We start from the raw sequence: 22405 nt of genomic DNA, 5'->3' as shown, positions 1-22405 counted from the left end.
TCGGCCGCTCGATGGGGCGCATCACGGCAAGCGCTCCCCGTCAATTCATGATCTATCCGGGGGGCCACGCCTCGGAAACTATGGCCGGCATACAGCAAGGGCCGCACGCCTCGCTCGACGCCGCACTGGCTGAGATCGAAAGGCACACCCGGGGCGTCTGCCGGCGCAATCCTGGCGAAGATCAGCTTTAGACAGCGCCCAACAATCCAGCTCGTCGCTAGAGTATCTACTGCGAGAGGATTTATGTATTTTACAAGTAACACTCTGATCTTGCGGCTCAATGTCCATGCGTCGCGCCCGACCTCAACCGCCCAGATTGCCTGATGACGGGACCATCGGTTCCGGTAGAAGGACTTGTGGATTTTCGCGCGAGGACCGAGGCGAATGTGGGCTCCGGCGGATGTCACCGCTCGATCATTTGCGGTGCCGTGTTCGCCGAGATCTTTTGGCGGCTGGGTTTGACGCAACCCTGACAGTGCGGAGGGAACCCGCTTGAGCCGCTTGGTCATCGTCTCCAACCGTGTCGCCTTGCCGGGGGAAGCTGCGCAGCGCAGCGGCGGGCTTGTGACCGGCCTCGTCGACGCTCTGCATCAGGCTGGAGGCTTATGGTTCGGGTGGAGTGGCAAGCTTGGAGAAACAACACCAGAGCCGAACGTTTTTGAGACCGAGGGAGTGACGTACGCTACCGTCGATCTTACCCGCGCGGACCATGACGGCTACTACAGCGGCTTCTCCAACGCGGCACTGTGGCCCTTATTCCACTATCGCCTTGACCTCATGAACTTTACCCGCGGGGACTTGGCCGCCTATCGACGGGTGAACGCCCTGCTCGCCGACGCCCTCGCGCCCCTGCTCAGGCCGAGTGACCTCGTCTGGGTGCATGACTACCATCTGATCCCGATGGCCGAGGAACTTCGCCGCGCCGGGGCCACACAACGGATCGGGTTCTTCTTGCATACGCCGTTTCCGTCGTTGGGGGTGCTGGCGACCCTTCCTCACTACAGCGACCTGCTGAAATCACTGTGCGCTTACGATCTCGTCGGCTTCCAGACGGTGGAGGATTTGACCGCCTTCCATGACGCCATCCTTCGCCGCGCAGGCGGCAAGGTTTCGTCCGATGGCCCCGTTCACGCCTTCGATCGGGATCTACGCGCCGGCGCCTTCCCGATTGGTATCGATACTGAAGCCATCGCCGACATGGCCGGTCGCGCTGTGAAATCCCGAACGGCACGCCGGCTGCAGGAGAGTCTCCGGGGGCGCAAGCTCATCATTGGGGTTGACCGGCTCGATTACAGTAAGGGACTCGAGCACCGGTTCAAAGCGTTCGCCGCCTTTCTCGACGGCTATCCCGCGTACCGCAACCACGTCCGCTTCCTGCAGATCGCCACCGCAACACGCAGCGACGTTCCTGAATACCGTGCGCTGCGGCAGAGGCTCGGTGCGCTGGCAGGCGACGTGGCCGGTCGCTTCGCGGAACTCGATTGGGCACCGATCCAGTATTTGAACAGGAGCTTTTCGCAGCGCTCGCTCGCTGGCTTCTTTCGGCTCAGTCGCGTCGCTCTTGTCACTCCGTTGCGCGACGGAATGAACCTGGTTGCCAAGGAGTATGTCGCTGCACAGGACCCCGATGACCCCGGCGTGCTCATTCTCTCACCCTTCGCCGGCGCGGCCTATGAACTCGACGCTGCCGTGATCGCCAACCCGTATGACCCCGACGCCGTCGCCGAAGCATTGCAGACAGCGCTGGGGATGCCACTTGGGGAGCGATGCGAGCGTTGGCGGACCATGATGGCGGTACTACGCCGCAATAGCATTGCGGCGTGGCGCGAGAGTTTTCTTGGCGCTCTCAGCCGCTAACTTGGGATGTCGTCCGGAACGTAGCATCGGTGCAGCAAGTCGCGATAATCTCGTTCGTCAACGAGGTTGCCCCAGTCCGCCGATAAGGTGTTACTTCGAAATCATCTCCCCGGCGGAAATGATCCACGAGCGACGGGACCACTTGCATCCGCTTCATCGTCGCGCTGAACCAGATAGACCAAAGGCAAGTCGCCCACAGTTCTCCGCTTTCGCGTCAACGTAGTACACTTCTCCTGCTTCCCATCCCAAAGCGGCCTGTACCGGATCGTCATACCCCTCTTAACCGTGGATGCAACGAATGACCAACGAGCAAAGCCACAAAGTGCACCTAGGTCCCGAAGATCAGGAGCGGTTGCGAGAACTTCGGGCGCAAAAGCCAGCCCGCAACGTACCCAAGCTCGCACTGACGCCGGGCGCGATGCTTGCCGACCGGGTTGCTGAAACAGTTGGTTCTTGGCGCTTCATCATCATCCAAAGCGTCCTTCTTGGCATTTGGATCATTCTGAACATGATAGCATTCATCAACCATTGGGACCCCTATCCCTTCATTTTGCTGAACTTGGTCCTTTCTTTCCAGGCAGCCTACGCAGCGCCCATCATCATGATGAGCCAGAACCGCCAATCTGAGATTGACCGCAGGCACGCAGAACACGACTACCGAATAAATGTGAAGGCTGAACTCGAGATCGAATTGCTGCACAACAAGATTGACGCCTTGCGTGAGCAAGAAATCTTGCAGCTACTCAACATCATTCAGCGTTTGTCCGCGCACCTTGCGCCCGAGCTTGTCGCGGCTATCGAGGCCGAAGCGGTGCCGGGTAAGACCTAGGCGGTGACGACCTTGTCTGTCATGGACCAGAAGGGAAGCGGGAAGCACTGATGTTTATCGGGCACGAGATTTTCATTCCCGCTCTATCGTCGAGGTTGTCAGTTAGAGGGCACTTGTAGCGCTGACACCTTCGAGACGACGCCAAGTTCGACCGGATCCGCTAGTCAAGGCACAGGCTGCTCGCGAGTTCCTGAAGCAGTTCGTCAAGTCGTTTTTCGCACCACGTGAACACCTTCGTGCGGATTCGCTCGATGTCGCCCAGCATTCCGAGATGATCTCGCCCACCGTTCCGATTTGAAGTCGCCCACCCATTCCGAGATGAAGTCGCCCACCCTTCCGGGATGATGTCGCCCGGGTGACGAGGTCTCTTCTGGCTCCCATAGGGTCAACCTTTCGGCTTTGCGAAGGGGGACCCTGGATGCCGACGGAGAGGCTTGCGATGCGCCGTGTGCGCGATGTGATCAGAATGAGGGCGGCCGGGCTGCCGAGCCGCGAGATTGCGCGACGGGTGGGCGCGGCACCCTCGACGGTGCGGCTGGCGCTCCGGCGGTTCGAGGCCGCGGGCTTGAGCTGGCCGTTGCCAGACGACGTCACCGATACGGTTCTGGAACTCCGCCTGTTCGCCAAGACCGGCAATGGCAACCGTCGGGGCCACCGCCGTATCGCCGAGCCCGACTGGGCGACCGTGCACCGCGAGCTCAAACGCAAGCACGTGACGCTGTCGATCCTGTGGGAGGAGTATATCGCCGCCGAGCCCGGCGGATACCGGTACTCGCGCTTCTGTGAGCTCTACCGCGCCTGGGAGGGCCGCCTGTCGGTGACGATGCGCCAAGCCCATGCGGCTGGCGACAAGCTGTTCGTCGACTATGCCGGCGACGGCGTGCCGGTGGTGATCGATCGCCTGACCGGTGAGCGCAGGAAGGCGCAGATCTTCGTCGCCGTGCTCGGCGCCTCGAGCTTCACCTACGCGCAGGCGACGTGGACGCAGGGGCTCGCCGACTGGGTCAGCGCCCATGTTGGCGCCTTCGCGGCGATCGGCGGCGTCCCGGCGCTGCTGGTGCCGGACAACACCAAGGTCGCAGTCATCAAGGCGAGTCTGTACGACCCGCAGATCAATCGTACCTATGCGGAGATGGCTGCGCATTACGGCACCGCCATCTTGCCGGCCCGGCCGCGCAAGCCGCGCGACAAGGCCAAGGTCGAGCAGGCCGTCCTCATCGTCGAGCGCTGGCTGCTCGGTCGCCTGCGCCATCGCACCTTCTACAGCCTGGCCGAGGTCAATGCGGCGATCGGCGAACTGCTCACAAGGCTCAACGAGGAGCGGTCGATCCGGCGGCTCGGCGTGACCCGTCGCCGGCTGCTCGAGGAGGTCGACCGGCCGGCGCTCAAGCCATTGCCGGCGAGTTCCTACGTGCTCGCTGAGTGGCGTATCCGCCGGGTCAGCCTCGACTACCACGTCGAGGTGGAGAAGCATTACTACAGCGTTCCGCATCGCTTCGCCCGCGCCGAGGTCGAGGTGCGGTTCACGGCCCGCACCGTCGAGATCTTCCACAAGGGCGAGCGGATCGCGGCGCATCAGCGCATGAGCGGCAATCACAAACACACCACCGTGCCGGAGCACATGGCCTCCAGCCATCGGCGCTACGCCGGCTGGACCATCGCGCGTATCCGCCAGGACGCCGCCGCGATCGGGCCGGCGACCAGCGCGTTGTGCGACCTCATTCTCGACGAGCGCTCGCACCCCGAGCAAGGCTTCCGCGCCTGCCTCGGCATCCTCAGGCTCGCCGCCTCCTATGGGCGCGAACGGCTGGACGCCGCGGCTTCGCGGGCGATCGACATCGGCGCACGCACCTATGGCTCGGTCAAATCGATCCTCGCCAACAATCTCGATCGGCGTCCTGCTCACCAGCGCTCCGCGGACGATGCGCCGATCCTGCATGCCAACATCCGCGGACCGCGCTACTACAATTAGGAGACCATCCCTTGCTCACCCATCCGACCCTCGACCGCCTCAACGCCCTCGGCCTCCACGGCATGGCCAAGGCCTTCGCCGACATCGAAGCCACCGGTGAGGCCGCAAGCCTCGGTCACGCCGAATGGCTTGCTCTGCTGCTCGAACGTGAAGCCTCGCTGCGGCACGATAAACGGCTTGCCACCCGCCTGCGCTACGCCAAGCTGCGCCAGCAGGCGTGCGTCGAGGACATCGACTACCGCACCCCGCGCGGTCTCGACCGCCCGCTGTTCGCCAAGCTTGTCGAGGGCCGCTGGATCGACGACCACGTCAATCTCCTGATCTGCGGCCCGGCCGGCGTCGGCAAGAGTTGGCTCGCCTCGGCGCTCGGCCACAAGGCCTGTCGCGACAATCGCTCCGTACTCTACCAGCGCGTCCCGCGCCTGTTCGACGACCTGGCGCTCGCCCGCGGTGACGGCCGACATCCACGCCTGTTGCGCATCCTTGGCCGCGTCGATCTGCTGATCCTCGATGACTGGGGCCTCGCCCCGCTCGATGCCGGCGCCCGCCACGATCTTCTGGAGATCCTGGAGGATCGCTACGGCCGACGTTCCACCCTCGTCACAAGCCAACTCCCCGTGGACACATGGCACGTGCTGATTGGGGATCCGACCTACGCCGACGCCGTGCTCGATCGCCTCGTCCACAACGCCCACCGTCTCGACCTCACTGGCGAGAGTCTGCGCCGAACACCGTCATCCACCCGAAAGGCCTGACCCCGCGGCGCTGTGGACATGCCGCTGCGCTTGGACAACGCGATCGCGTTGCCCACATGCCCACAGCAAAAGCAGACGAAGAAAACAGGTTCAAGTTGCGATTCCAGATTGACCACGCGGCTTGACCGATGCCAGAGAACCAATCGGCCAGAACACCTCGCTACTGGGCGAGATCAAATCGGAGAGGTGGGCGACATCGTCTCGGAATCCACGGGCCGACTTCAGATCGGTACGCCTGGGCGACTTCGTCGGAATCCGCACACCTTCGCCTCGGCCAAGGCAACGGCCTCAGTGCGGGGGCATCTGAGGCCGCTAAGCCTTCCGCCGGGCATTGGGGCAAAATGTCGACCGGTCAGTGGGCTTGGTTCTCGAAGATAAGATCTCCGATTGCGGAGGACCAAGAAGTCCCAAGATCAATCGTTCCAGCCGTTTGAGAATATTGCCTGTCCTAACTTGGGCAATATTCGAAAGACTCAGGACGCGCCCCTCCGCCCTCGGGGCTCACCGCCGGCACTGACTTGCCATTTGGCGGAAGCGATGACTTCGGTGCGTCGCCGTCTTTGGGTAGCGCTCGGACAAGCAATCCGCTCAAGCATGCCAGCACGCTACGCCGATTCTGCACCTGATGAATAACTCCCGCTTTGGGTCACCTCGTTGCGGAAGATGAAACCAATTGACCTTCCCGCGACCAAAACGGCTATCTCTTGATCCGGGGGTGGTCAATATTGACCAGCAGCTGTAAGAGTTTCAGGTCATATTTCGCCAAAATGGGGGTTGGCGGATCGATGCAGTCACTCGACGATAAGCTTTTTTACCTCCAATCCATTTCAAAGGATTTCAATACACAGCTGCTCACTTTGATCGCTTTGCGAGAGAGCACCAACGAGGCCTACAGAAAGATCGCCTATCGGGGCAGGCGCAGGCGGCGTCGACGCGAGAGAGAGAGAATTTAACCGCAATCTTCCTGTTCTACGCTTTGCAGAACTTACTTATGTCGGTCGACGCTCGCTCCTCCAACTGCTAAATAGGCCGAAGTCGCTCCTGCGCAGTGAGCCGAAGCGCGAATCAGGTTGAGCTGGACTCGCCACCGGTTGGACCTCGCTGGTCCCAGAGAATGACGGACCAGGCTCTTTCGTGAAGATAGTAGAGGATCATTTTCGTGATCGCTTCAGCGCCGGCGATCGAGCCTGCAACCTTTACGCTGCCCGTGAAGATGAAACTCAGCACGAAGGTGTCGATACTACCGGTAATCCTCCAACTGACGGCCTTGACGATAGAGCGAAAATGGGAATCTCGTACCCGAATGAACATCGGTTCCTCCCGGTCCCGGCGTCGGCATAAGATCTCGAGACCTACGGGCAACGAACTATATCAAAAAAGCAAAAGGCCGGGCGTCGCCATCCGCATTCTCGGGCGCCATGTGTCCGCCGGCGGCCGGAGCTTCGACTCGGCGACGATGGCCATCCTGCTGATCAAGAGAGCTGCCACCGAGGAGGCATTCCGGATCGCATTGGGCACTTTTGTCGGGGTCGATATCGATCTTGTTCTCCGAATTGTTGTTGAATGTACTGTGAGTCGAAACCGTATTGTACTGATCCTCCAGGATATTGCCGCCACGACCGAGCTGTGGTTTCGCGGCTCTGCTTATCGCCAAGCGCAGGTCATTCTTCTACGATTGTGGTACTGAGCGCACATGACTCCAGTCGCGGGACTCTCGTAGTTCAGGTCTCAGGCCAGTCTATGAAATGCTGGCGGCAACGCCTCACGAACGAGTTCACTTAGATCCAAAGCCTCGCCGCTTTCCGTAATGTCAGAGAATAGAACCTCGACAAAAGGATGCTGGCGGTTGAATGCGGCGCCTCGCTGGTATTTCGCGCTCACAATCCGCTGAAGTGCGGCAAGGTTCAGCCTGCCAAGCGCATTGTATTGATCGCGGAACAGACTTTGTCGTCCTCCACGATGCTCGACAGACTCCGCCCAAACGTCCATCGCCTTCCGGCCCATGAACGCCTCGACCCGTTCATTTCCATCCAGAGCAAAAAGCCGTAGCCCGTCCATGGTGTGTGGTCCGTCATCAACTCGAAACTGTGTAAATGACATGGGAGTCCTCCTGTTATTGACGTCTATTTTCATCGGCAGCCAAGTCGCGGACTGCGCCTCCCTCGTTGTCCCACCGTGACAGAGCCAGAGCGACCGTTCTCACATCGCTAGGCCTGCCTTCTGTTAAAGGCAGTTTGCTGCGACCGGCATCATCCTTGTGCTTATGCAGAAATCGGGCGATTTGCCCGCGGAGCGCCGCCGTCTCCAACAACTTGCCGACCGACCCGGCGGTGTCGAAGATCTCTCGCCGCAGCGTCGTGGGCAGGGCGTTCCATTGCATGATGATGGCCGCGCCGAGACAACGCAAAACGAGCTCTTCTTCGGCCGCAAGGGCTGCGCCGCTCGATCCGTCCCGCTCCGCAACGTGCACTGCGTTGTCATAGTCGTCCGCCAGACCCTGCTCGTTATCCGCGAGCGAGGCAAGTCGGTCCTGCAGTTGTTGAAATTTACGGATCTCAGCCGGACCGATCGAACGCTTAATCAGTTCGCCGTACTCGGCTGCCTTTGCACGATATTGCTGAGATTTAAACATGCCGGGCCCCTTTCGTTGAAAGTCTCGGCCCATTCCGATCAACCTCGATGGTTGATCAGACATACATAGATATGGGGACCAAAGGTTCGAATAACGAGCCCAGGGCACAAATAAACTGGCACGAAAAGACCGCGCTAGTTGGCAATGGTTGGCGTCTAACACTCGTGTCTCTCAAAGAGGCTTGCCGCTACAGCTGATTACAATCATCCCGTCAAATTTCTCATGAGTGAGCAATATTGACCAGCGGGCCGCGCTCCGAGTCGATACTGCTGTGATCACCCCCAGACCGTTGGCACCCATCGGTGACAGTGGATAGTGCGCCCGCCTGTCCCACAGGGGGTAAGTTTGCCCGATCACAAGCAAAGACCCTATCACCTCGCGCGGCGGCGCAGCCTCGTTGTCCCAAATGACAGTCGCGTACAGAGGTGCGAAACATTGCGGTGGCCCATGCTGGGTTCGAGCACTGGACCCTGCGTTGCATCAGGTGCGCCCATATTCATGAGGCGCAGATAGCCGCCGACCCGATGAAGTCCGGTGCTGTCGATTGGGAACACAGCCACCTGCGAGGGCCGCAGTAAGGATCATGACATGACAGAGCTGCCGCGCAACGATCTCGGTAGTCACGATTGGGCTGCCCGGGCATCTGAGGCTCTGGCACGGGCAGAGAAGTTGCCGGCCGGATCGATGCGATCCGAAGCCATCAGAAAAGCCGAACAACTTGGCTTTGCCGCTGACATGAGGAAATGGCTGATACCGAAAAAGCCCAACGGCGCACCGAAAGTGACCGGCTGACCGCGATCCAAGACATAGGACGCGTCCTCAACTCGGAACGGCAAACTGCCTTCCCACGCCGATCTCTGGGCTGGGTAGACGTGCACAGGTGGACGGTTGATGGCAAAGACTTATTCCTCGTCCCGCGTCTCACTCCTCGCCCAGCCAACAACCGCATTGTTTAAAATGCAACGCGAGGATGCATTTGGAGCGTTCAGCTGGGCCATCCGGCTTCGATATCCGCACACTTGAGTGCGCCAAGTGCGATCATGCTCACATCGTCACGGTCGCAACTGATCTGGTGAGTGACAGCCGCAGCCTGCACGCGAGAGCGATTGACGCGCTTGAGGAAGCGCAGGCGATGTCGCCCGGCGCACAGCGAACCGAGGGGCTCAAAAAGGCGGGCCTTCTCCGTAGAACTGCGGGCAATCAGGGGGTAATGTCTGCGAAACGGGGCAAGCCCCGCAAAGTGATCAGTTGGCTAAAGCAGCAGCTCGCCGCTCAGTTCGAAAGGCTTGGCGCTTGGCAGCCAACCGAGATCGAGCAAAATCGCTGAGTCAAAGGAGGCTCCCGTGGCGAAGCCAACCAAGGACATGTTTGACCCCAAAACGTTTCTCGCCAAAGTGGGCGCGGGGAAGACGATTCTCGAACTTCCCAAGAACCAACCCGTGTTTCGGCAAGGCGACGTTGCGGACTCGGTCTTTTACATTCAAAGCGGCAAAGTCAAGCTAACGGTCGTGTCGGAGCAGGGCAAGGAAGCAGTCGTTGCAATTCTGGAGCCCGGCCAGTTCTTTGGCGAAGGATGCATGAATGGTCATCCGTTACGCATCGCGACGACAACAGCGATGGACGATTGCGTCATCACGTCGATAACCAAAGAAGCGATGATGGCGGCTATTCGTGACGAGCCGAAATTCTCAGAGCTGTTCATGTCATACCTCTTGACCCGTAACAGTCGGATTGAGGAGGACCTGATCGACCAGCTATTCAATTCGAGTGAGCGGCGGCTTGCTCGGCTGCTGTTGCTGCTCGCGAATTTCGGCAAGGAAGGGAGCCCGCAGCCGATCAGCGTGAACATCAGTCAGGAAACATTGGCCGAAATGATCGGGACCACGCGATCCCGGGTCAGCTATTTCATGAACAAGTTTCGCAGGCTGGGCCTCATCAGCTATAATGGGCACATTGAGGTCCACAATTCGCTGTTGAGTGCGGTCTTGCATGAGAAGCCCCTGCTGAGAGTGAGAGAGCGCGACTAGAAGCACCGTTCCAAGGAACGGCCCCAGCGCGCGGGGGGACGAGCTGAGGCCGTCATTTCATCGGATGCTTGGGGGCACATGCATCCGGTCACCCGTCACCAAGTTGCGCCGACGACATTGGTTCCGGCAGAAGGTCAAGCCGCTTTTGGTCGGTTGATCCTTTTCCGAAGTCCCGGACCAGTTCTCGTGAAAGGGATTTAGCATTCAGCCTCATGCAACGCCGTCAGGGGATCATTTCCGCCTGGCGGCGTTTGTGCATCACAGAGCGAGGGGCGCAATCACTTCGCGCTCAAAATCGCATCATGAGACGGGCTATTTCTTGGAACGATACGAAGCAGCGGACCTTACCTTCTCAGAGCTGAAACGGTCCCATGAGTTAATCCAATGAACATCGTCCCCGTTGATCGCGCGCTAAAGATATACGGCGTCCTTGCGGACCGCTCCGAGACGCAGGGCGCCCGTGAATGTCTTTCCAAGCATCTGATGAAATTGTACATCGGCGGCGAAAAAGACCAGCACCGCTTGACGGTGCACGGACTATCGTACCTTCGCGACCTGGACCGGGCGATCGATTCCAGCAACTGAACAGGCAACCTGTCGGCCTGCACTAGCCCTTCTGCGCTTGACGCTGAGTCCGCAGGGAATTGCGCCGCATCATTCTTGCGTTCGCGGTGCGGACTGCATCCGCCCTTGCTTGTTGTTCTTTCGGAAGTGGCGTCCTGTGTTGCTCGCCGACCGTTGGCGCCATAGCCAGCTGGGTTGGCGCTGTCGAGCTATGCTCGACAGGCTGCACACTCATTGCGCCCGTGGATGGTGATTTGCGTTTAGGCATCAGGGACAACTCGTCGCTACCGAGTTCGTTCAATAGCTCTCCGACGGGACCTTGCTGGCGGAAACCTCAAGGTCACCGGTCCTCTCCACTCTTGCGACGTAGCAACCAGCTGCCGCAAAGTGAATATGCATAGTCGACATTCGACGGCGCGAGCCACCACTCTTCTATGACTGGTTCGATCTGAAGACCGTCGACTAACCGGATATCGACCATCATTTCCTTCGAATGACTTCACGGCAAGCGTACGTGTGCGCAGTTGTTCGGGAATTTCATCACTTTATCGTAGGTCTGATCGCCTTCGCGCACACGTAAACCGCATCCAATACGGCGACTCGACTGGACGGCGGATGGTTCTCCGATCGCGTCATCCCGCAATGTAGGGGGCGCTCCGAGGCAGCCACCGTTCTCAAAACCGTCAGCCCAAAGTCGTCACCCACATTTCCGTTGCTACGGGACATGCAAGCCAGCGGTAATGCCGCTATTCCCCTTCGAGGAAGTGCCCCAAGGCCTTGAGCGGGCGCAACCTGTCACAGATGATCTTCAGAATTAGCCAGCATCGGGACGGCCAGGATCGCGCCAAGCACGCCCCACATCCAAAACCAGAACACCAGCGACAGAATGATCAATACCGGATTCAGCGTGAAGCGCCGCGCCAGCAGCATGGGCGTCACTGTTTCACCTTCGACGAGATGAATGCCAAAGTAGAGGACCGGCGGCAGCAAAGCCCACCATAAGCTTTCGAAGCTCAGCATTCCGACCAGCACGAAGATGCATACCCCGACAAGCGGTCCCAAAATTGGAATGTAGTTGAGCAGGAAGGCTGTGGTGCCCCACAACAAGGGGTCTCCCAGGCCGCAAAGATACATCGCGGCCGCCGTCGTGACACCGACGGCGGCATTCATGGCTGTGATTGTCACCAGATAGCCCGATATGTCCTCCTGGACCTGCTGAGCGATATCGACGGCTTGTCGCTTGTTGTTGAATGTCGGCAGGATCTCAACGGTGCGTCGAAGGAATATATTGCCCGCTACCAAGAGAAAATAGAGCACCAAGACAGTCGTAAACAGGCCGTCGAGTACGGAGCGCGTGCCAGCGAAAAGTACGCCCGTTATGCCCAGATCGCGGCGAACCGAAACAATCGAACCCCGGCCAGGCGGCGCGTCTGCAGCCTGCTCGGCTTACCTTTTGCAGCGCTTGGATCGGCCCGCTTATAACCCGCAGGTGTGCCTCCAGACGCGGTATGCCCTCGGGCAGCCGCTCCGCCCAGGTCGTGGCCGGTACCGATAACGCCGCCACCAGACCTACAAGCGCTCCAATGACCAGGAAGACGGTCAAGAGCGCTCCGACAGCGCGCGGTAGATGCAAACGCCCCAAGAGACGGACAGCGGGTTGAAGCAGGAGATTCAGCACGAGGGCGAGCACGACGGGAAGGAGTGATCGAGCTTGCCACGTAGAGCGCCGCCAAGACACCCAACGCGAACAAACCACCGAGAAAGAACGTCCGCGGATCGGATGGCAGCGGCATCTCCGCCTCGTCGGCGGCCTCCGTCGCAGCGGCATGTGGCTCCGGCCGATCAACATCCAGCGGGAAGGAAGGACACTGTGTTGGCGGTATGGCGGCAACCATGGCTTTCCCTCTGAATGTGAGCGTATGATCGCTTCCGGTGTCAATCATAATCCCTTTCAGCGAACGAGTTCGTCCGGAAGAGCGCGGGCGTAACAAACCTACAGAGGAACAAATTCGAGAACTGAGCAATATTGACCAGTAGTAATCGCCGCCGGGGTACAAACTACCTCATCACCGCCCCGTCAGTGGCAGCTTTCGGTGACTGAGAGTCCGGTAGCGCTCTCGCCGATAACGTCAGGGGAGCATCACGTCTTCCGTCCACCGGTTGCCAACCTTCGAGCAGCGTCACAGCATTGAGGAGTTTATCCAGATAAGGCAAGATATGTTGCGCTATGCCCGCTCGTTCCCGCCGGGGGCTGAGCGCAATCAGCGGCGACAGATAGCCCTATCACTTCGAGCCCTGTTCAAGAACAAGGATTGGCTGAACGCCCATACATGGGAAGGAGCAAAGGTGCTCACTGATCGTCCTTCGCCTTCCCAAGTGAAATAGGGAAAGCTCCAATCCCAACCTTCCACAAGATCGTGCCGGCTGCGCTGGATGCGGTTCACCAATAACCCTTGCGACGATCGAGCCGGCGAAACGGGTTGTGTCCGCTTCGGACCGAGCTCCTCGCGGCATCATGCGGTCAGCCGCAATCGCTTCCGCGGCTGCGCACCATCATGAATTCTAGCGATGGAACTCTTGCCCTGCTCTGTAGAAGCGCAAATAAAGCGGACCGTGAAGCCCACTTAAATGGCAATGAGGACGGTTTCGTCGTGCCTGCACTTTGCGCATTCAAAGGTACGCAGATCAAAACCAGGCTTGTCCGGTTCGACGCAGACCAACCTCATCGCTGTGCGGCATCTCGAGCAGTTATGAATTCTGCAGTCTGCAACACTGAGCCTTGGATTGGATTGAGTTGACAGCATGATACTCCCCTTAAGACCCAGGCGGGAGCGCGACACTCTCAGTCACCGATTGTTGCCTATGCTAGGGCGGTGATCTAATCAATATAGTGTTTTGGCTCCATCCACGCTGGTCAACATTGCTCGCTTTCGAAAAAAGACTCGAAGAGGACAACGGTCGTCCTACTGTCGGGTGTCGAAGGCCTGGTCTCGGCAGTCGGAGATTTCAAGTCCTTTGAGGTGGTGGTCGAATCAGGTGATTTCGCCTTGCTGTCGGCTTTCATGTCGCTCGTCGCCTTGCTGTCAGAAGGCGACTTCGTTTCGGCGGTCGGATTTTTCATGTCCTTCGAAGTGGTGGTCGGAGTAATTGACTCTGAAGTCTTCGACTTGCCATCAGCTTTCATGTCGCCGGTCGTTTATCCGGCTTGCCCTGCGCATGTTGAGGCGCCGCTTCTTTTGACCCAGCGCCGGGTGTAGCGGTCTCGGCGCCCTTTGCGGGTGCATTCATCGGCGCCGCAGTATCACCTTTAGGCGAAGCGACAGTCGGAGATTCCTTCGCTGCTCCTTGATTACCGCCTTGAGCTGTCGCAAGCCCGGTCGTGGCCAACAAGGCCGCAACGGCCACAGACACCATTAATGACTTTCTCATCTGATTTTTCCAATTCAAGCTTCTATCTTGGGTTGGGAGATGAATTGGGAAGTAATGCGAGTGATCGCGTCGATCACTGGGCTGTCGCCAGAACCTTCAACCCCTGTGTGCGCTAAGTCATTTCTTGGGCTCGACCAGGCGCCAAGCAACGAGGAAACCTCTCTGCTCTCGCTCGGACCCACCCGGAAAGGCCGGAAAGGAATGGGCGTACTAGCAAAGAGCGATCTGGCCAAATATAGACCCGCATGAGCAACGCCATATCAGGAACGTTCAGGTTAAAACCGAAAGGCTGATCTTGCCGTCGGTGCAAGCCTGCGTGAAGCGACAAGGAGAATCCGATACGGAGCGAACCTGCACGCACCTGGCGGTGGCTGCGTATCATTTCAACAGAATTCTGTAGGGTACAAAACCCGGCGATCTGCGGGAGGGGGAGACACAACGGTTTTCGAACTGGCGATGAAGCGGCATGCTTCGACGCAACCACAAGCAAAATCAAGCCGACCATCTGTCCTGCTCTTTACGGCAATCGTCTTCGTTGAGACGGTCCGCGATATCCTCTGCGATGTCTGGCGTTTTCGCCTTGGCGATTGGCTTGCCGTCCGCAGTCATTAATTCGTCGCCCTCAACCTCACCGGAAAGTCGTCGGGCTTGAGGGGCTTATCATTTGGCATTGCACCCTCCCACGTTAAAGGAAAAAGCCGCCCGGGCATTACGCCGAGCGGCTTTTCGAGCAACTGCCAGTCGCCCGGTTCTGTTGCTGGAATGACAACATCGATCCGAAGGAAAGGTTTCTCCCGCCAGCAAGGCTATTCTTTCCCGCTTCGGTCCCGTAGCTCCGCTGGTCGTGTGGTCGAGCGAAGCAGCGCTGACGCCTTTGTTTGCGGCTTCAAACGGTCTCCGGACAGAAGCGACGCGAGTATTGTTGGCGCGGCCAACAAGCGGCATCGCACGGTTCGTTACCAGCGACAGGTCGCTACCAGAGATCGATGATCCATTTTGCGCCGACGACCGTCTGCTAAACTACCGCCGTCGCGACCGCACAAATGGCGGCGGCCAGCAAGGCGATCGAGAGACAGGACCCCATCCTCCTCGAGATAGGCAAGGGAGATCAAGGCAAATCACCAAAGCGGGGACGACATTGCTCAGGGTATTGGAATGAAGACCAGAGTAGCGCTCAGTACCACGACGAGCCGACCAGGCGCTTGGTTGCCTCCAACGGGTGCGCCACCGTGGATGAACTACCTTCTCAAGATATCTGAGCACCGGTAAGGATCGCTGCACCACAGCAGCGAGGTGTTTCGTCGGCAAGGAAAGAGTGGCGATGCGGCGTGGAAAGACCGGAGCGGGTTTGCCCGCGATCATCTGGAACGCGGGAATCGTGAGTAGCAGGCCAGCTACGATCGAGAGCCCGGTGCGAGCGCGACCAGCGCGAGCAGGATCATGATGATCCCGAAGGATCGCTTGCGAAGGCCGTGCATCAGCCAGCCCAAGGTGAAATGGTCCGCTGCAGCACGGCGGAGGTAGTAACAAGCCCTATCGGGTCAGCTGGCGGTCTCGACATCAGAACAGCGTCTCCTGGCCTCTTGATTGGCAGGCCGATGTCTCCGTCTCGAAGCCGAAACCGGTCGCTCCGTTGGTTGTTTTAAGTGCCATGCTGCCGATAGTCCACCGGGGTCAATCCAAGGATAGCACGTTCACATAGTTTGTTGGCGTCCCGCTCGCCGCTGCCTGCAGCCTGCAAAATACCCTTGGCAATAATTTCGCGATCTACCTCCAACTGCCCGATATTCTGAAGTGTTCGACATGCCAGGTCGTAGGCCTGGTTCACGGCGGTTACCTGCTCTGGATCAAAGGACAACTCTTGGAAAAGCGGATTAGGATTGGACATAATGCTCCTCGTAGCAAACGCGAGCGCAAGCTCCCAGCTGCCAGGATAGACGGATTAAGTGATGATCGGAAAAAACCTCGCGATGAGCAGGGTATTTGTGCTCTGACACACCGCGGGGAACGATTTATCGATTTGTCGAGGTCATCTTTGCAACAAGATCACCGAATGGCTTGTAGGACTGCTTGGCAAGATCGCTGTACAGTCCGCCAATCTTCTGTGACTCCGTAACGAACGTCTCGTAGGCCGTCTTGGCGAATTCGGTTTGAACTTCAATCGCCTTGTCGAGCGACTTCACGCCAGAGAGCTTCTCAACGAACAGTTTCGTGTCTTCAAACGACTTTTTCGTGTAGTCACCGTAAGCAGTGGCAATCGCCAGGAAGGCGTTAGATGACGCAGTCCCTGTATCGATTTGTTCGTTACTATTCTGCTGGTGCTCGAAATTTTGATTCGAATGAATCTGATTTGCGTTCGACATTTTTTGAACTTTCCCTTGTTTGTTTAACAGTGGACCAATGCCGCGCGCCACCAATGGTTGCTTCGGAATCTCAGTTCTCGCTTTTAATTAGGCGGTGCTTGTATGTTCGTACGATGATCACCAGGCGCAGGTTGCCGGGTAGCGCCGAGCGATCGCAGTCGACTCCGCCGCAATGCCAACGAGCGAAACGCACCTTAAGGTGCAGAATGTGATTTGGGCAAACCGGCTATTATCTACCGCGCGGGTGTCGAGAAGGCCGCAACTCATGCTACTCTCGCGCCGACGAGGCGATCGAATGAGACGCGCAATACTTGAGCCCAGGCGTCAGCCGCTTCTCAGGGATCTCGCCGCATGGGCAATGATTTACTGTTCCGTCGCTGGAACCAAAGTCACACCGCCTTATTGTTCCCAAAACAATGGAGGAACATCATGATTTCCAAATGTCTTGCAATAGCATTCCTGGCTATCGCGTCGATGACCGGCGCGGCGGCGGCGCAAACAGCCACAAACCAAGCGGCTTCGACAACCAGTGCTACCACGCACAAGCAGGGTGAATGGCGCGCGTCCAAGCTCGCCGGCGTCGATGTGTACAATGAAGCAAACGAGAAGATCGGCGACATCCACGACGTGATTTTGGATAGGTCAGGCAAGGTGGCCAATGTCATTCTGGGTGTGGGCGGCGTTCTCGGCCTGGGCGAACACTACGTTGCGGTCGCCTTCGATAAGCTGAAGTGGGTCGACCAGCCGGTGACCTCGACAACTTCGTCAACAACGTCCGCACCGGCAAATGCGCCTGCAACCACTCCCGCTCCAGATAGCACCACGCGAACCACCACCGGTGCCGCAACAACCACCACGACAACCACCACAACCAGCGCCAGTACGCGTTGGTATCCCGATCACGCGGTGTATAACGCCACCAAGGACGAATTGAAGGCCATGCCGGAGTTTAAGTACTAACTCTCGACATGCGGCGTTTTTTGACGAGAAGCGACACTTCGACCCTGGCAAGGGGGGCGGCCGGCGTTCTAGGTGGGTTCGCGTCTTGGCGGTCAAAGCTCACTTCGCTGGCGTCTGAATCAGAATGCGGTCATCTGGCACGCTCCTTACGGCCACCGTCGAGGGTCGAGATTGGCCTGCCATGAGGGCCAGCGCTGGCGTCTACGTGCGATGTCGGAGCGAGCCCGCTCGAGCGCGAGCAGCGTTTTTTTGAACCGCAGCCCTTCGCGGCGCAGGAACGTCCAAACCGCATTGTGGGAGACCTTGACCCCGCGCGCGGCGAGTTCGTCCTTGAGGGCGTGCAGCGTCAAATGCGGCGTCTGACTGATCCTCTCCTTGATGAAGGCGCGATGCGGCTCAAGAACGGGCTTGCGATGGCCGCCCATCTTGCCAGGGGCCACTGAGCCGGTCGCTCGATAACGTTGCGACCACTTCACAACTGACGACACCGCAACGCCAAACCGCGATGCCACCAACGGCAGCTCTCGCCCTTTGCAACCGCCGCAACCGCCCGCTTACGCAGATCATTGGATATCGGTCGGACCATCGGATGCTGGCCTCCAGCCCAGCCAGCATCTTGAATCATATTCGTCCGAAATCGGGAATCCCTCCCGATTTAATCAAGCCATGAACCGCTCTAGGTCTTCCAAAGCCTAGCGGAACCATCTGTTTTTCCTTGCGTTATTGGGATATGCGCAGGCCCGCCATCAGTGATTCACCCATCGTCAAGGTTGTTGCTGAAACCGGTGCCTACGTCGAGCCACCCCCGCCCGAAGTCGTTGAAACCGATCCGGATTTGTCTGCCGAAGATGCGGAGCAAATCCGCCGGGATTATCTGCTCACGCGCTTCTGGATCAGCGCCAAGGGATTTTGGGGGAAAAACGGTGACCGGGTGGCGTGGATATTTTCCATCGTCCTGGTGATCCTGATTGTCACCAATGTCGGCTTCCAATACGGCATCAATGTCTGGAATCGGGCGATCTTCGACGCGATCGAGAAGCGCGATTCCACCGCTGTGTTTTATTTGACCGCGGTGTTCTTTCCGCTCGCGATCGGCAGCGTCCTGCTCGGCGTTGCGCAAGTATTCACGCGTATGGGCATCCAGCGCCGCTGGCGGGCCTGGTTAGCCAATTCCGTGGTGTCGCGCTGGCTCACCAATGGCCGCTATTATCAGCTCAATCTCGTCAGCGGCGACCATCAGAATCCAGAATACCGCATCGGCGAGGATCTGCGCGTCGCCACTGATGCGCCGGTGGATTTCGCCGCCGGCGTCACCTCGGCATTCCTGTCGGCGACCACCTTCATCGTGGTGCTCTGGACCATCGGCGGCGCGCTGACGGTCACGATCGCGGGATCGACCATCACCATTCCTGGCTTCCTCGTGATTGCGGCGGTGTTGTACGCGGCGATTGCCTCAGGTTCGATCATGACGATCGGGCGCGGCTTCGTGCAAGTCTCCGAAGACAAGAATCAGGCCGAGGCCGAGTATCGCTACACGCTGACCCGCGTGCGCGAGAACGGCGAGAGCATAGCGCTGCTCGGCGGTGAGGAGGAAGAGCGCGACGGCATTGACAAGACCTTTACCAAGGTGCTGAGGCAATGGGCGCGGCTCGCCGGCCAGCACATGCGCACCACGCTGGTGTCGCAGGGATCGAGCCTGATCGCACCGGTGGTGCCGCTGCTACTGTGCGCGCCGAAATTTCTCGACGGCAGCATGACGCTGGGACAGGTGATGCAGGCGGCCTCCGCCTTCACCATCGTGCAGAGCGCGTTTGGTTGGCTGGTCGACAATTATCCGCGGCTTTCGGACTGGAACGCCTGCGCGCGGCGCATCGCCTCGCTGATGATGTCCCTGGACGGCCTTGAGCGCGCCGAACGTGGCGACGGCATCGGCCGCATCAAGCGCGGCGAGACCGAAGGCGACGCTATTCTCAGTCTCAACGATCTTTCGGTGACCCTCGACGACGGCACCGCCGTGGTCGGCGAGGCGGAAGTCGTGATCGAAGCCGGCGAACGCCTGCTGGTGGCCGGTGAGACCGGCACCGGCAAAAGCACATTGGTGCGCGCGATCGCGGGGCTGTGGCCGTGGGGCGGCGGCAGCGTCAATTTCCATCCAGATCGCCGCCTGTTCATGCTGCCGCAAAAACCCTATGTGCCGTTGGGCACGCTGCGGCGAGCCGCTGCCTACCCAGCCGCCGCCGAGGACTGGACGGTGGAACAGATCGGCGAAGCGCTCGACAAGGTCGGCCTCAGTCATCTCAAGGACAAGATCGAGGAAGAGGCGCCGTGGGACCAGACGCTATCAGGAGGTGAAAAGCAGCGGCTTGCCTTCGCGCGGCTGTTTCTGCACAAGCCAGATATCATCGTGCTGGACGAAGCGACCTCTGCACTCGATGAAAAGAGCCAGGACAAGATGATGGAGCTGATGACCAGGGAGCTGCCCATGGCCACCGTGGTCAGCGTCGCCCATCGCACCGAGCTTGAAGCCTTCCACAGCCGCAAGATAGTGCTGGAACGGCGCAAGGGTGGCGCGAAACTCGTCAGCGACGTCGATCTCGTCCCACGCAAGGGCAGGCGCCGGCTGCTCGGTCGCTTCCTCGGTCATCGCAAGCCGCGGCTGCAAAGGTGAAAACGGCTCGAAGCGCATTCGATTTTCGAGTTTTGCAACGGTGTCGAAGGCTAAACGGACTCTGGACGAAGGTTGTGTCAGGTCAGTCATGGCCATCTCGGATATGCGCCTTTTTGGGACCAATGTCCGGAGTGATAGCTTCTAAATCCGCTCGGCACCACCGGCAAACAAAGAGGCGGCCACACGGGCCGGCTATCTATTTTCAACTCAACGTGGAGCCCAACTAGTTGCCGGATTGCGCGAGTTCGCCGCCAATGCGGTTGAAGCGCGCCTTTTGCTCACTGCTCAATGACCCATAAAAGTCGTTGAGCGCAGGCTTCACCGTATTAGCTGCATCGATCATGGCCTGCAGGCGCTTCTCCATAGCTCCAACCGGCCGGGCGGAGTGATTGGCGTGTCCTCGGGGCAGGCGGCTTGCATGATCGAGACAGCCTTTGCGGTGGCCCTATCAAGGAGCTTCAAACCACCTTCCTGCGCATTGGTCGGCTTGACCGCGTCCTCGATCCGCTCGATCGGCAGATTAGCAAGCCCGGCTTTCGGTTCGCTGCAGCTCTTGCCATCCCGCGCCGATGTCTGGTTGGCCTCGGCGTTGCTCTTCTGCTTCGGCCCAATTTCGTTTAGGCGCTCCTTCTGCTCATCGTTCAACGAGCTATAGAACTTCTCCATCGCCGGGCGGACCGTCTGCACTGCTTCGAGCGTGGCTGTCAGCCGCAACGTCATCGCCTGTAGGCGACTGGGTGGCGTCATCGCGAAGGCGTTTTTCGCGGGGCATGAGGCTTTGAACACGCTGGCGGCTCTCTGGCCCGAGCTTCGCACCTGGTCGAGAAGCTGCTTCTGCTCGGTATTCAAGCCGACCTTGCTATTGATTTCTGCGAGCGGCCAAGCAGTGATGCCCGTGCCAGGCTGCGTGCACGGTTCTTCCACGGTGGAAGAAGTCGATCGGGCTTGGCGTCCGTTTGGCGGCGCATAGGCATAGCTGTACTCAGGCGGCAGACCGGCTTGGCCCCAGAACACGCCGTCGAAGAAATCATCATAGGCATAGGCAAAGTAACCGTCATCATAGCCAGAGGGCCAGAATGCGTAATCGAATACGTCCGAATAGCCATAGGGCCAGAACACGGGCCCGTGCCACGGCACGAAGGCCGCGCGCAGGCCGAGGCTCCAGGCCCGGCGTGGGGCGAGCGCAGCCGTGTCCGCACGGAAATTGGCACCTTGCGCCCGTGCCGCGAAACGCGCAGCGAAGCGGCCTTGCTGGGCTGCCTGCGGTGTAACACGCGCGACACCGTTACGACGCTCGCCGCGCTGCGCTTGCTCATTGGGTTGAACCAATGCACTCGGCTGAGCATGGCCGTTAGGTTGCAGCCGCTGCTGCACGCGCTGCTCACGCTGCTGATTGATTTCCTGCTGCTTCTGCGCGCGTTGCGCAGTCGGGAGCTTTCGCAGTTCACGGGTTTCCTGTTGGCGCAGCGTGAGCTCCTCGCGTTGCTGGCGGCGCAGCTGCTCGCGCGTTGGCGCAGCGGATACGGCGGCCTTGGGCGCGGCGTTGTGGGTGGTCGGCGGAGTTGCTGTTCGGGCGGGTGCATTGTCCCGCGGACTGTTGATGATGCGTGGCGTTGCTTGACGCGTTGGAGCTGCGGCCCTTTGCGGCGCATGGCCTTGTGGAGCGGCCTCGCGTTGCGGTGCGGCCTGGCGTTGCGGTGCGACTTCACGTTGCGGTGCGGTCTGGCGTTGCGGCACGGCCTCGCGTTGCGGAGCGGCCTGACTTTGCGGCGCGGCCTGCCGCTGTGGCGGCGGCGCGACAGCTGGGGCTGAACGCGCCGCCGGCGCTCCTTTGTTGTTTTCGTGCTTCTGTTCCTGAGCATTTGCGCTCAACGGGATCATCAACACTGCGAGCCCCAGCATTGCAGTCAGCTTCAAAACGCTTTTCATGAAAGAATTCTCCGCTACGACTATACTGATCGCAGCGCAAACAAACTGGCGGTGGCATTGTGCGGGGGTTTTGCCTCGCGGCGCGTTGATATTCACCAATCGTTGTGCGTCCGACATCGGGACAAATAGGGGGTCAGCCAGCAAAAGTTCCTGCCCTACCGCGCGATACAAGGTCGCGCAGATTGATCTGCATTAAATTGGACCCAATTCTGATGTTATCGAACACGACCGGCAATCAGGAAGAGTGCCAGCTTCTTTCGAAGATGATTATCGGGTGCGGATGCTGTACCCCCCGCGCCCCCAGTTTAAATCCAGGGGGTCTGAAATTTAAAGCCGGACAGTGTGGTCAATTTTGACCGGCGGCGTGCTCTAAGCGCACTTAGCCTACCGCCCTCACCAAGGAGGTGACCATGGCACAGG

Annotated in this window: 21 protein-coding genes and 1 pseudogene; 12 read left to right on the top strand and 10 right to left on the bottom strand. The window is 59.3% G+C overall.

Translation table 11 applies throughout. The annotated features are described in order from the left end of the window. Positions 1–492: 492 nt before the first annotated feature. The 4 genes from XI05_RS07590 to istB all read left to right on the top strand — a co-directional run bounded on the left by XI05_RS07590 (position 493) and on the right by istB (position 5413). On the top strand, positions 493–1857 hold the full coding sequence (locus XI05_RS07590; protein ID WP_271500056.1) for an alpha,alpha-trehalose-phosphate synthase (UDP-forming): 1365 nt from the start codon (positions 493–495) through the stop codon (positions 1855–1857). A 298-nt stretch (positions 1858–2155) separates the two neighbouring features. Beyond that, positions 2156–2686, top strand: a complete 531-nt coding sequence (locus XI05_RS07585) for a DUF1003 domain-containing protein (protein ID WP_038935046.1) — start codon at positions 2156–2158, stop codon at positions 2684–2686. Positions 2687–3125: 439 nt separating this feature from the next. After that, positions 3126–4658 carry an IS21 family transposase gene (gene istA, locus XI05_RS07580; protein ID WP_271500643.1) on the top strand — a complete coding sequence of 511 codons (1533 nt, stop codon included), beginning with the start codon at positions 3126–3128 and terminating at the stop codon, positions 4656–4658. Between the two features lie 11 nt (positions 4659–4669). Next, entirely contained in the window at positions 4670–5413 is a 744-nt protein-coding gene (gene istB, locus XI05_RS07575) for an IS21-like element helper ATPase IstB (RefSeq protein WP_271500053.1), read from the top strand. A gap of 1065 nt (positions 5414–6478) precedes the next feature. On the opposite strand, the gene XI05_RS07570 is transcribed toward istB, so the two are convergent. Beyond that, a complete protein-coding gene (locus XI05_RS07570; protein WP_244436661.1) occupies positions 6479–6640 on the bottom strand; it encodes a DUF2061 domain-containing protein in 162 nt (53 codons plus the stop codon). On the opposite strand from XI05_RS07570, the gene XI05_RS07565 reads away from it, so the two are divergent. Further along, positions 6573–7100, top strand: coding sequence for a hypothetical protein (locus XI05_RS07565; protein WP_271500665.1), 528 nt, complete (start codon positions 6573–6575; stop codon positions 7098–7100). The two genes, XI05_RS07570 and XI05_RS07565, sit on opposite strands and share 68 nt — an antisense overlap. Positions 7101–7141: 41 nt before the next feature. On the opposite strand, the gene XI05_RS07560 is transcribed toward XI05_RS07565, so the two are convergent. Then, complete coding sequence (locus XI05_RS07560) at positions 7142–7513, bottom strand: signal transduction histidine kinase (protein ID WP_271500051.1); 372 nt, start codon at positions 7511–7513, stop codon at positions 7142–7144. A 13-nt stretch (positions 7514–7526) separates the two neighbouring features. Next, on the bottom strand, positions 7527–8045 hold the full coding sequence (locus XI05_RS07555) for a hypothetical protein (RefSeq protein WP_271500049.1): 519 nt from the start codon (positions 8043–8045) through the stop codon (positions 7527–7529). 588 nt (positions 8046–8633) lie between these two features. Here XI05_RS07555 and XI05_RS07550 point away from each other — a divergent pair. The 4 genes from XI05_RS07550 to XI05_RS07535 all read left to right on the top strand — a co-directional run bounded on the left by XI05_RS07550 (position 8634) and on the right by XI05_RS07535 (position 10657). Then, on the top strand, positions 8634–8837 hold the full coding sequence (locus XI05_RS07550; protein WP_244433026.1) for a hypothetical protein: 204 nt from the start codon (positions 8634–8636) through the stop codon (positions 8835–8837). Positions 8838–9021: 184 nt separating this feature from the next. Then, entirely contained in the window at positions 9022–9372 is a 351-nt protein-coding gene (locus XI05_RS07545; protein WP_271500047.1) for a hypothetical protein, read from the top strand. Between the two features lie 16 nt (positions 9373–9388). Then, positions 9389–10072, top strand: coding sequence for a Crp/Fnr family transcriptional regulator (locus XI05_RS07540; RefSeq protein WP_271500045.1), 684 nt, complete (start codon positions 9389–9391; stop codon positions 10070–10072). A gap of 384 nt (positions 10073–10456) precedes the next feature. Beyond that, positions 10457–10657 (top strand): hypothetical protein, encoded by a 201-nt coding sequence (locus XI05_RS07535; protein WP_271500044.1) that lies wholly within the window; start codon positions 10457–10459, stop codon positions 10655–10657. Between the two features lie 774 nt (positions 10658–11431). On the opposite strand, the gene XI05_RS07530 is transcribed toward XI05_RS07535, so the two are convergent. After that, complete coding sequence (locus XI05_RS07530) at positions 11432–11953, bottom strand: AI-2E family transporter (protein ID WP_271500042.1); 522 nt, start codon at positions 11951–11953, stop codon at positions 11432–11434. 1703 nt (positions 11954–13656) lie between these two features. Here XI05_RS07530 and XI05_RS07525 point away from each other — a divergent pair. Continuing rightward, positions 13657–13893 (top strand): hypothetical protein, encoded by a 237-nt coding sequence (locus XI05_RS07525; RefSeq protein ID WP_271500040.1) that lies wholly within the window; start codon positions 13657–13659, stop codon positions 13891–13893. Positions 13894–15085: 1192 nt separating this feature from the next. Here XI05_RS07525 and XI05_RS39665 read toward each other — a convergent pair. The 3 genes from XI05_RS39665 to XI05_RS07515 all read right to left on the bottom strand — a co-directional run bounded on the left by XI05_RS39665 (position 15086) and on the right by XI05_RS07515 (position 16428). Beyond that, positions 15086–15595: an exopolysaccharide biosynthesis protein gene (locus XI05_RS39665; RefSeq protein WP_442869236.1), complete on the bottom strand. Its 510-nt coding sequence runs from the start codon at positions 15593–15595 to the stop codon at positions 15086–15088. Positions 15596–15707: 112 nt separating this feature from the next. Then, positions 15708–15953 carry a hypothetical protein gene (locus XI05_RS07520; protein ID WP_018643672.1) on the bottom strand — a complete coding sequence of 82 codons (246 nt, stop codon included), beginning with the start codon at positions 15951–15953 and terminating at the stop codon, positions 15708–15710. A gap of 124 nt (positions 15954–16077) precedes the next feature. After that, positions 16078–16428 (bottom strand): phasin family protein, encoded by a 351-nt coding sequence (locus tag XI05_RS07515; RefSeq protein WP_038954963.1) that lies wholly within the window; start codon positions 16426–16428, stop codon positions 16078–16080. Positions 16429–16857: 429 nt separating this feature from the next. Here XI05_RS07515 and XI05_RS07510 point away from each other — a divergent pair, with 429 nt between their 5' ends. After that, a complete protein-coding gene (locus tag XI05_RS07510; RefSeq protein WP_271500640.1) occupies positions 16858–17388 on the top strand; it encodes a PRC-barrel domain-containing protein in 531 nt (176 codons plus the stop codon). A gap of 155 nt (positions 17389–17543) precedes the next feature. Here XI05_RS07510 and XI05_RS07505 read toward each other — a convergent pair. After that, positions 17544–17974 (bottom strand): annotated as a pseudogene (locus XI05_RS07505) (helix-turn-helix domain-containing protein); the annotation flags it as partial. Between the two features lie 144 nt (positions 17975–18118). Here XI05_RS07505 and XI05_RS07500 point away from each other — a divergent pair. Further along, positions 18119–20056 carry an ABC transporter ATP-binding protein/permease gene (locus tag XI05_RS07500; RefSeq protein ID WP_271500038.1) on the top strand — a complete coding sequence of 646 codons (1938 nt, stop codon included), beginning with the start codon at positions 18119–18121 and terminating at the stop codon, positions 20054–20056. Between the two features lie 223 nt (positions 20057–20279). Here the strand turns inward: XI05_RS07500 and XI05_RS07495 are convergent, their stop codons facing one another. Together XI05_RS07495 and XI05_RS07490 are read right to left on the bottom strand one after the other, a co-directional pair. Then, entirely contained in the window at positions 20280–20420 is a 141-nt protein-coding gene (locus XI05_RS07495) for a Spy/CpxP family protein refolding chaperone (protein ID WP_271500036.1), read from the bottom strand. Further along, entirely contained in the window at positions 20396–21985 is a 1590-nt protein-coding gene (locus XI05_RS07490) for a Spy/CpxP family protein refolding chaperone (protein WP_271500034.1), read from the bottom strand. The genes XI05_RS07495 and XI05_RS07490 overlap by 25 nt, the downstream gene beginning before the upstream one ends. Positions 21986–22405: the final 420 nt, after the last annotated feature.

Source organism: Bradyrhizobium sp. CCBAU 11357, assembly GCF_028128865.1.
Taxonomy (GTDB): domain Bacteria; phylum Pseudomonadota; class Alphaproteobacteria; order Rhizobiales; family Xanthobacteraceae; genus Bradyrhizobium.
This window is presented reverse-complemented; position numbering and strand designations above follow the sequence as displayed.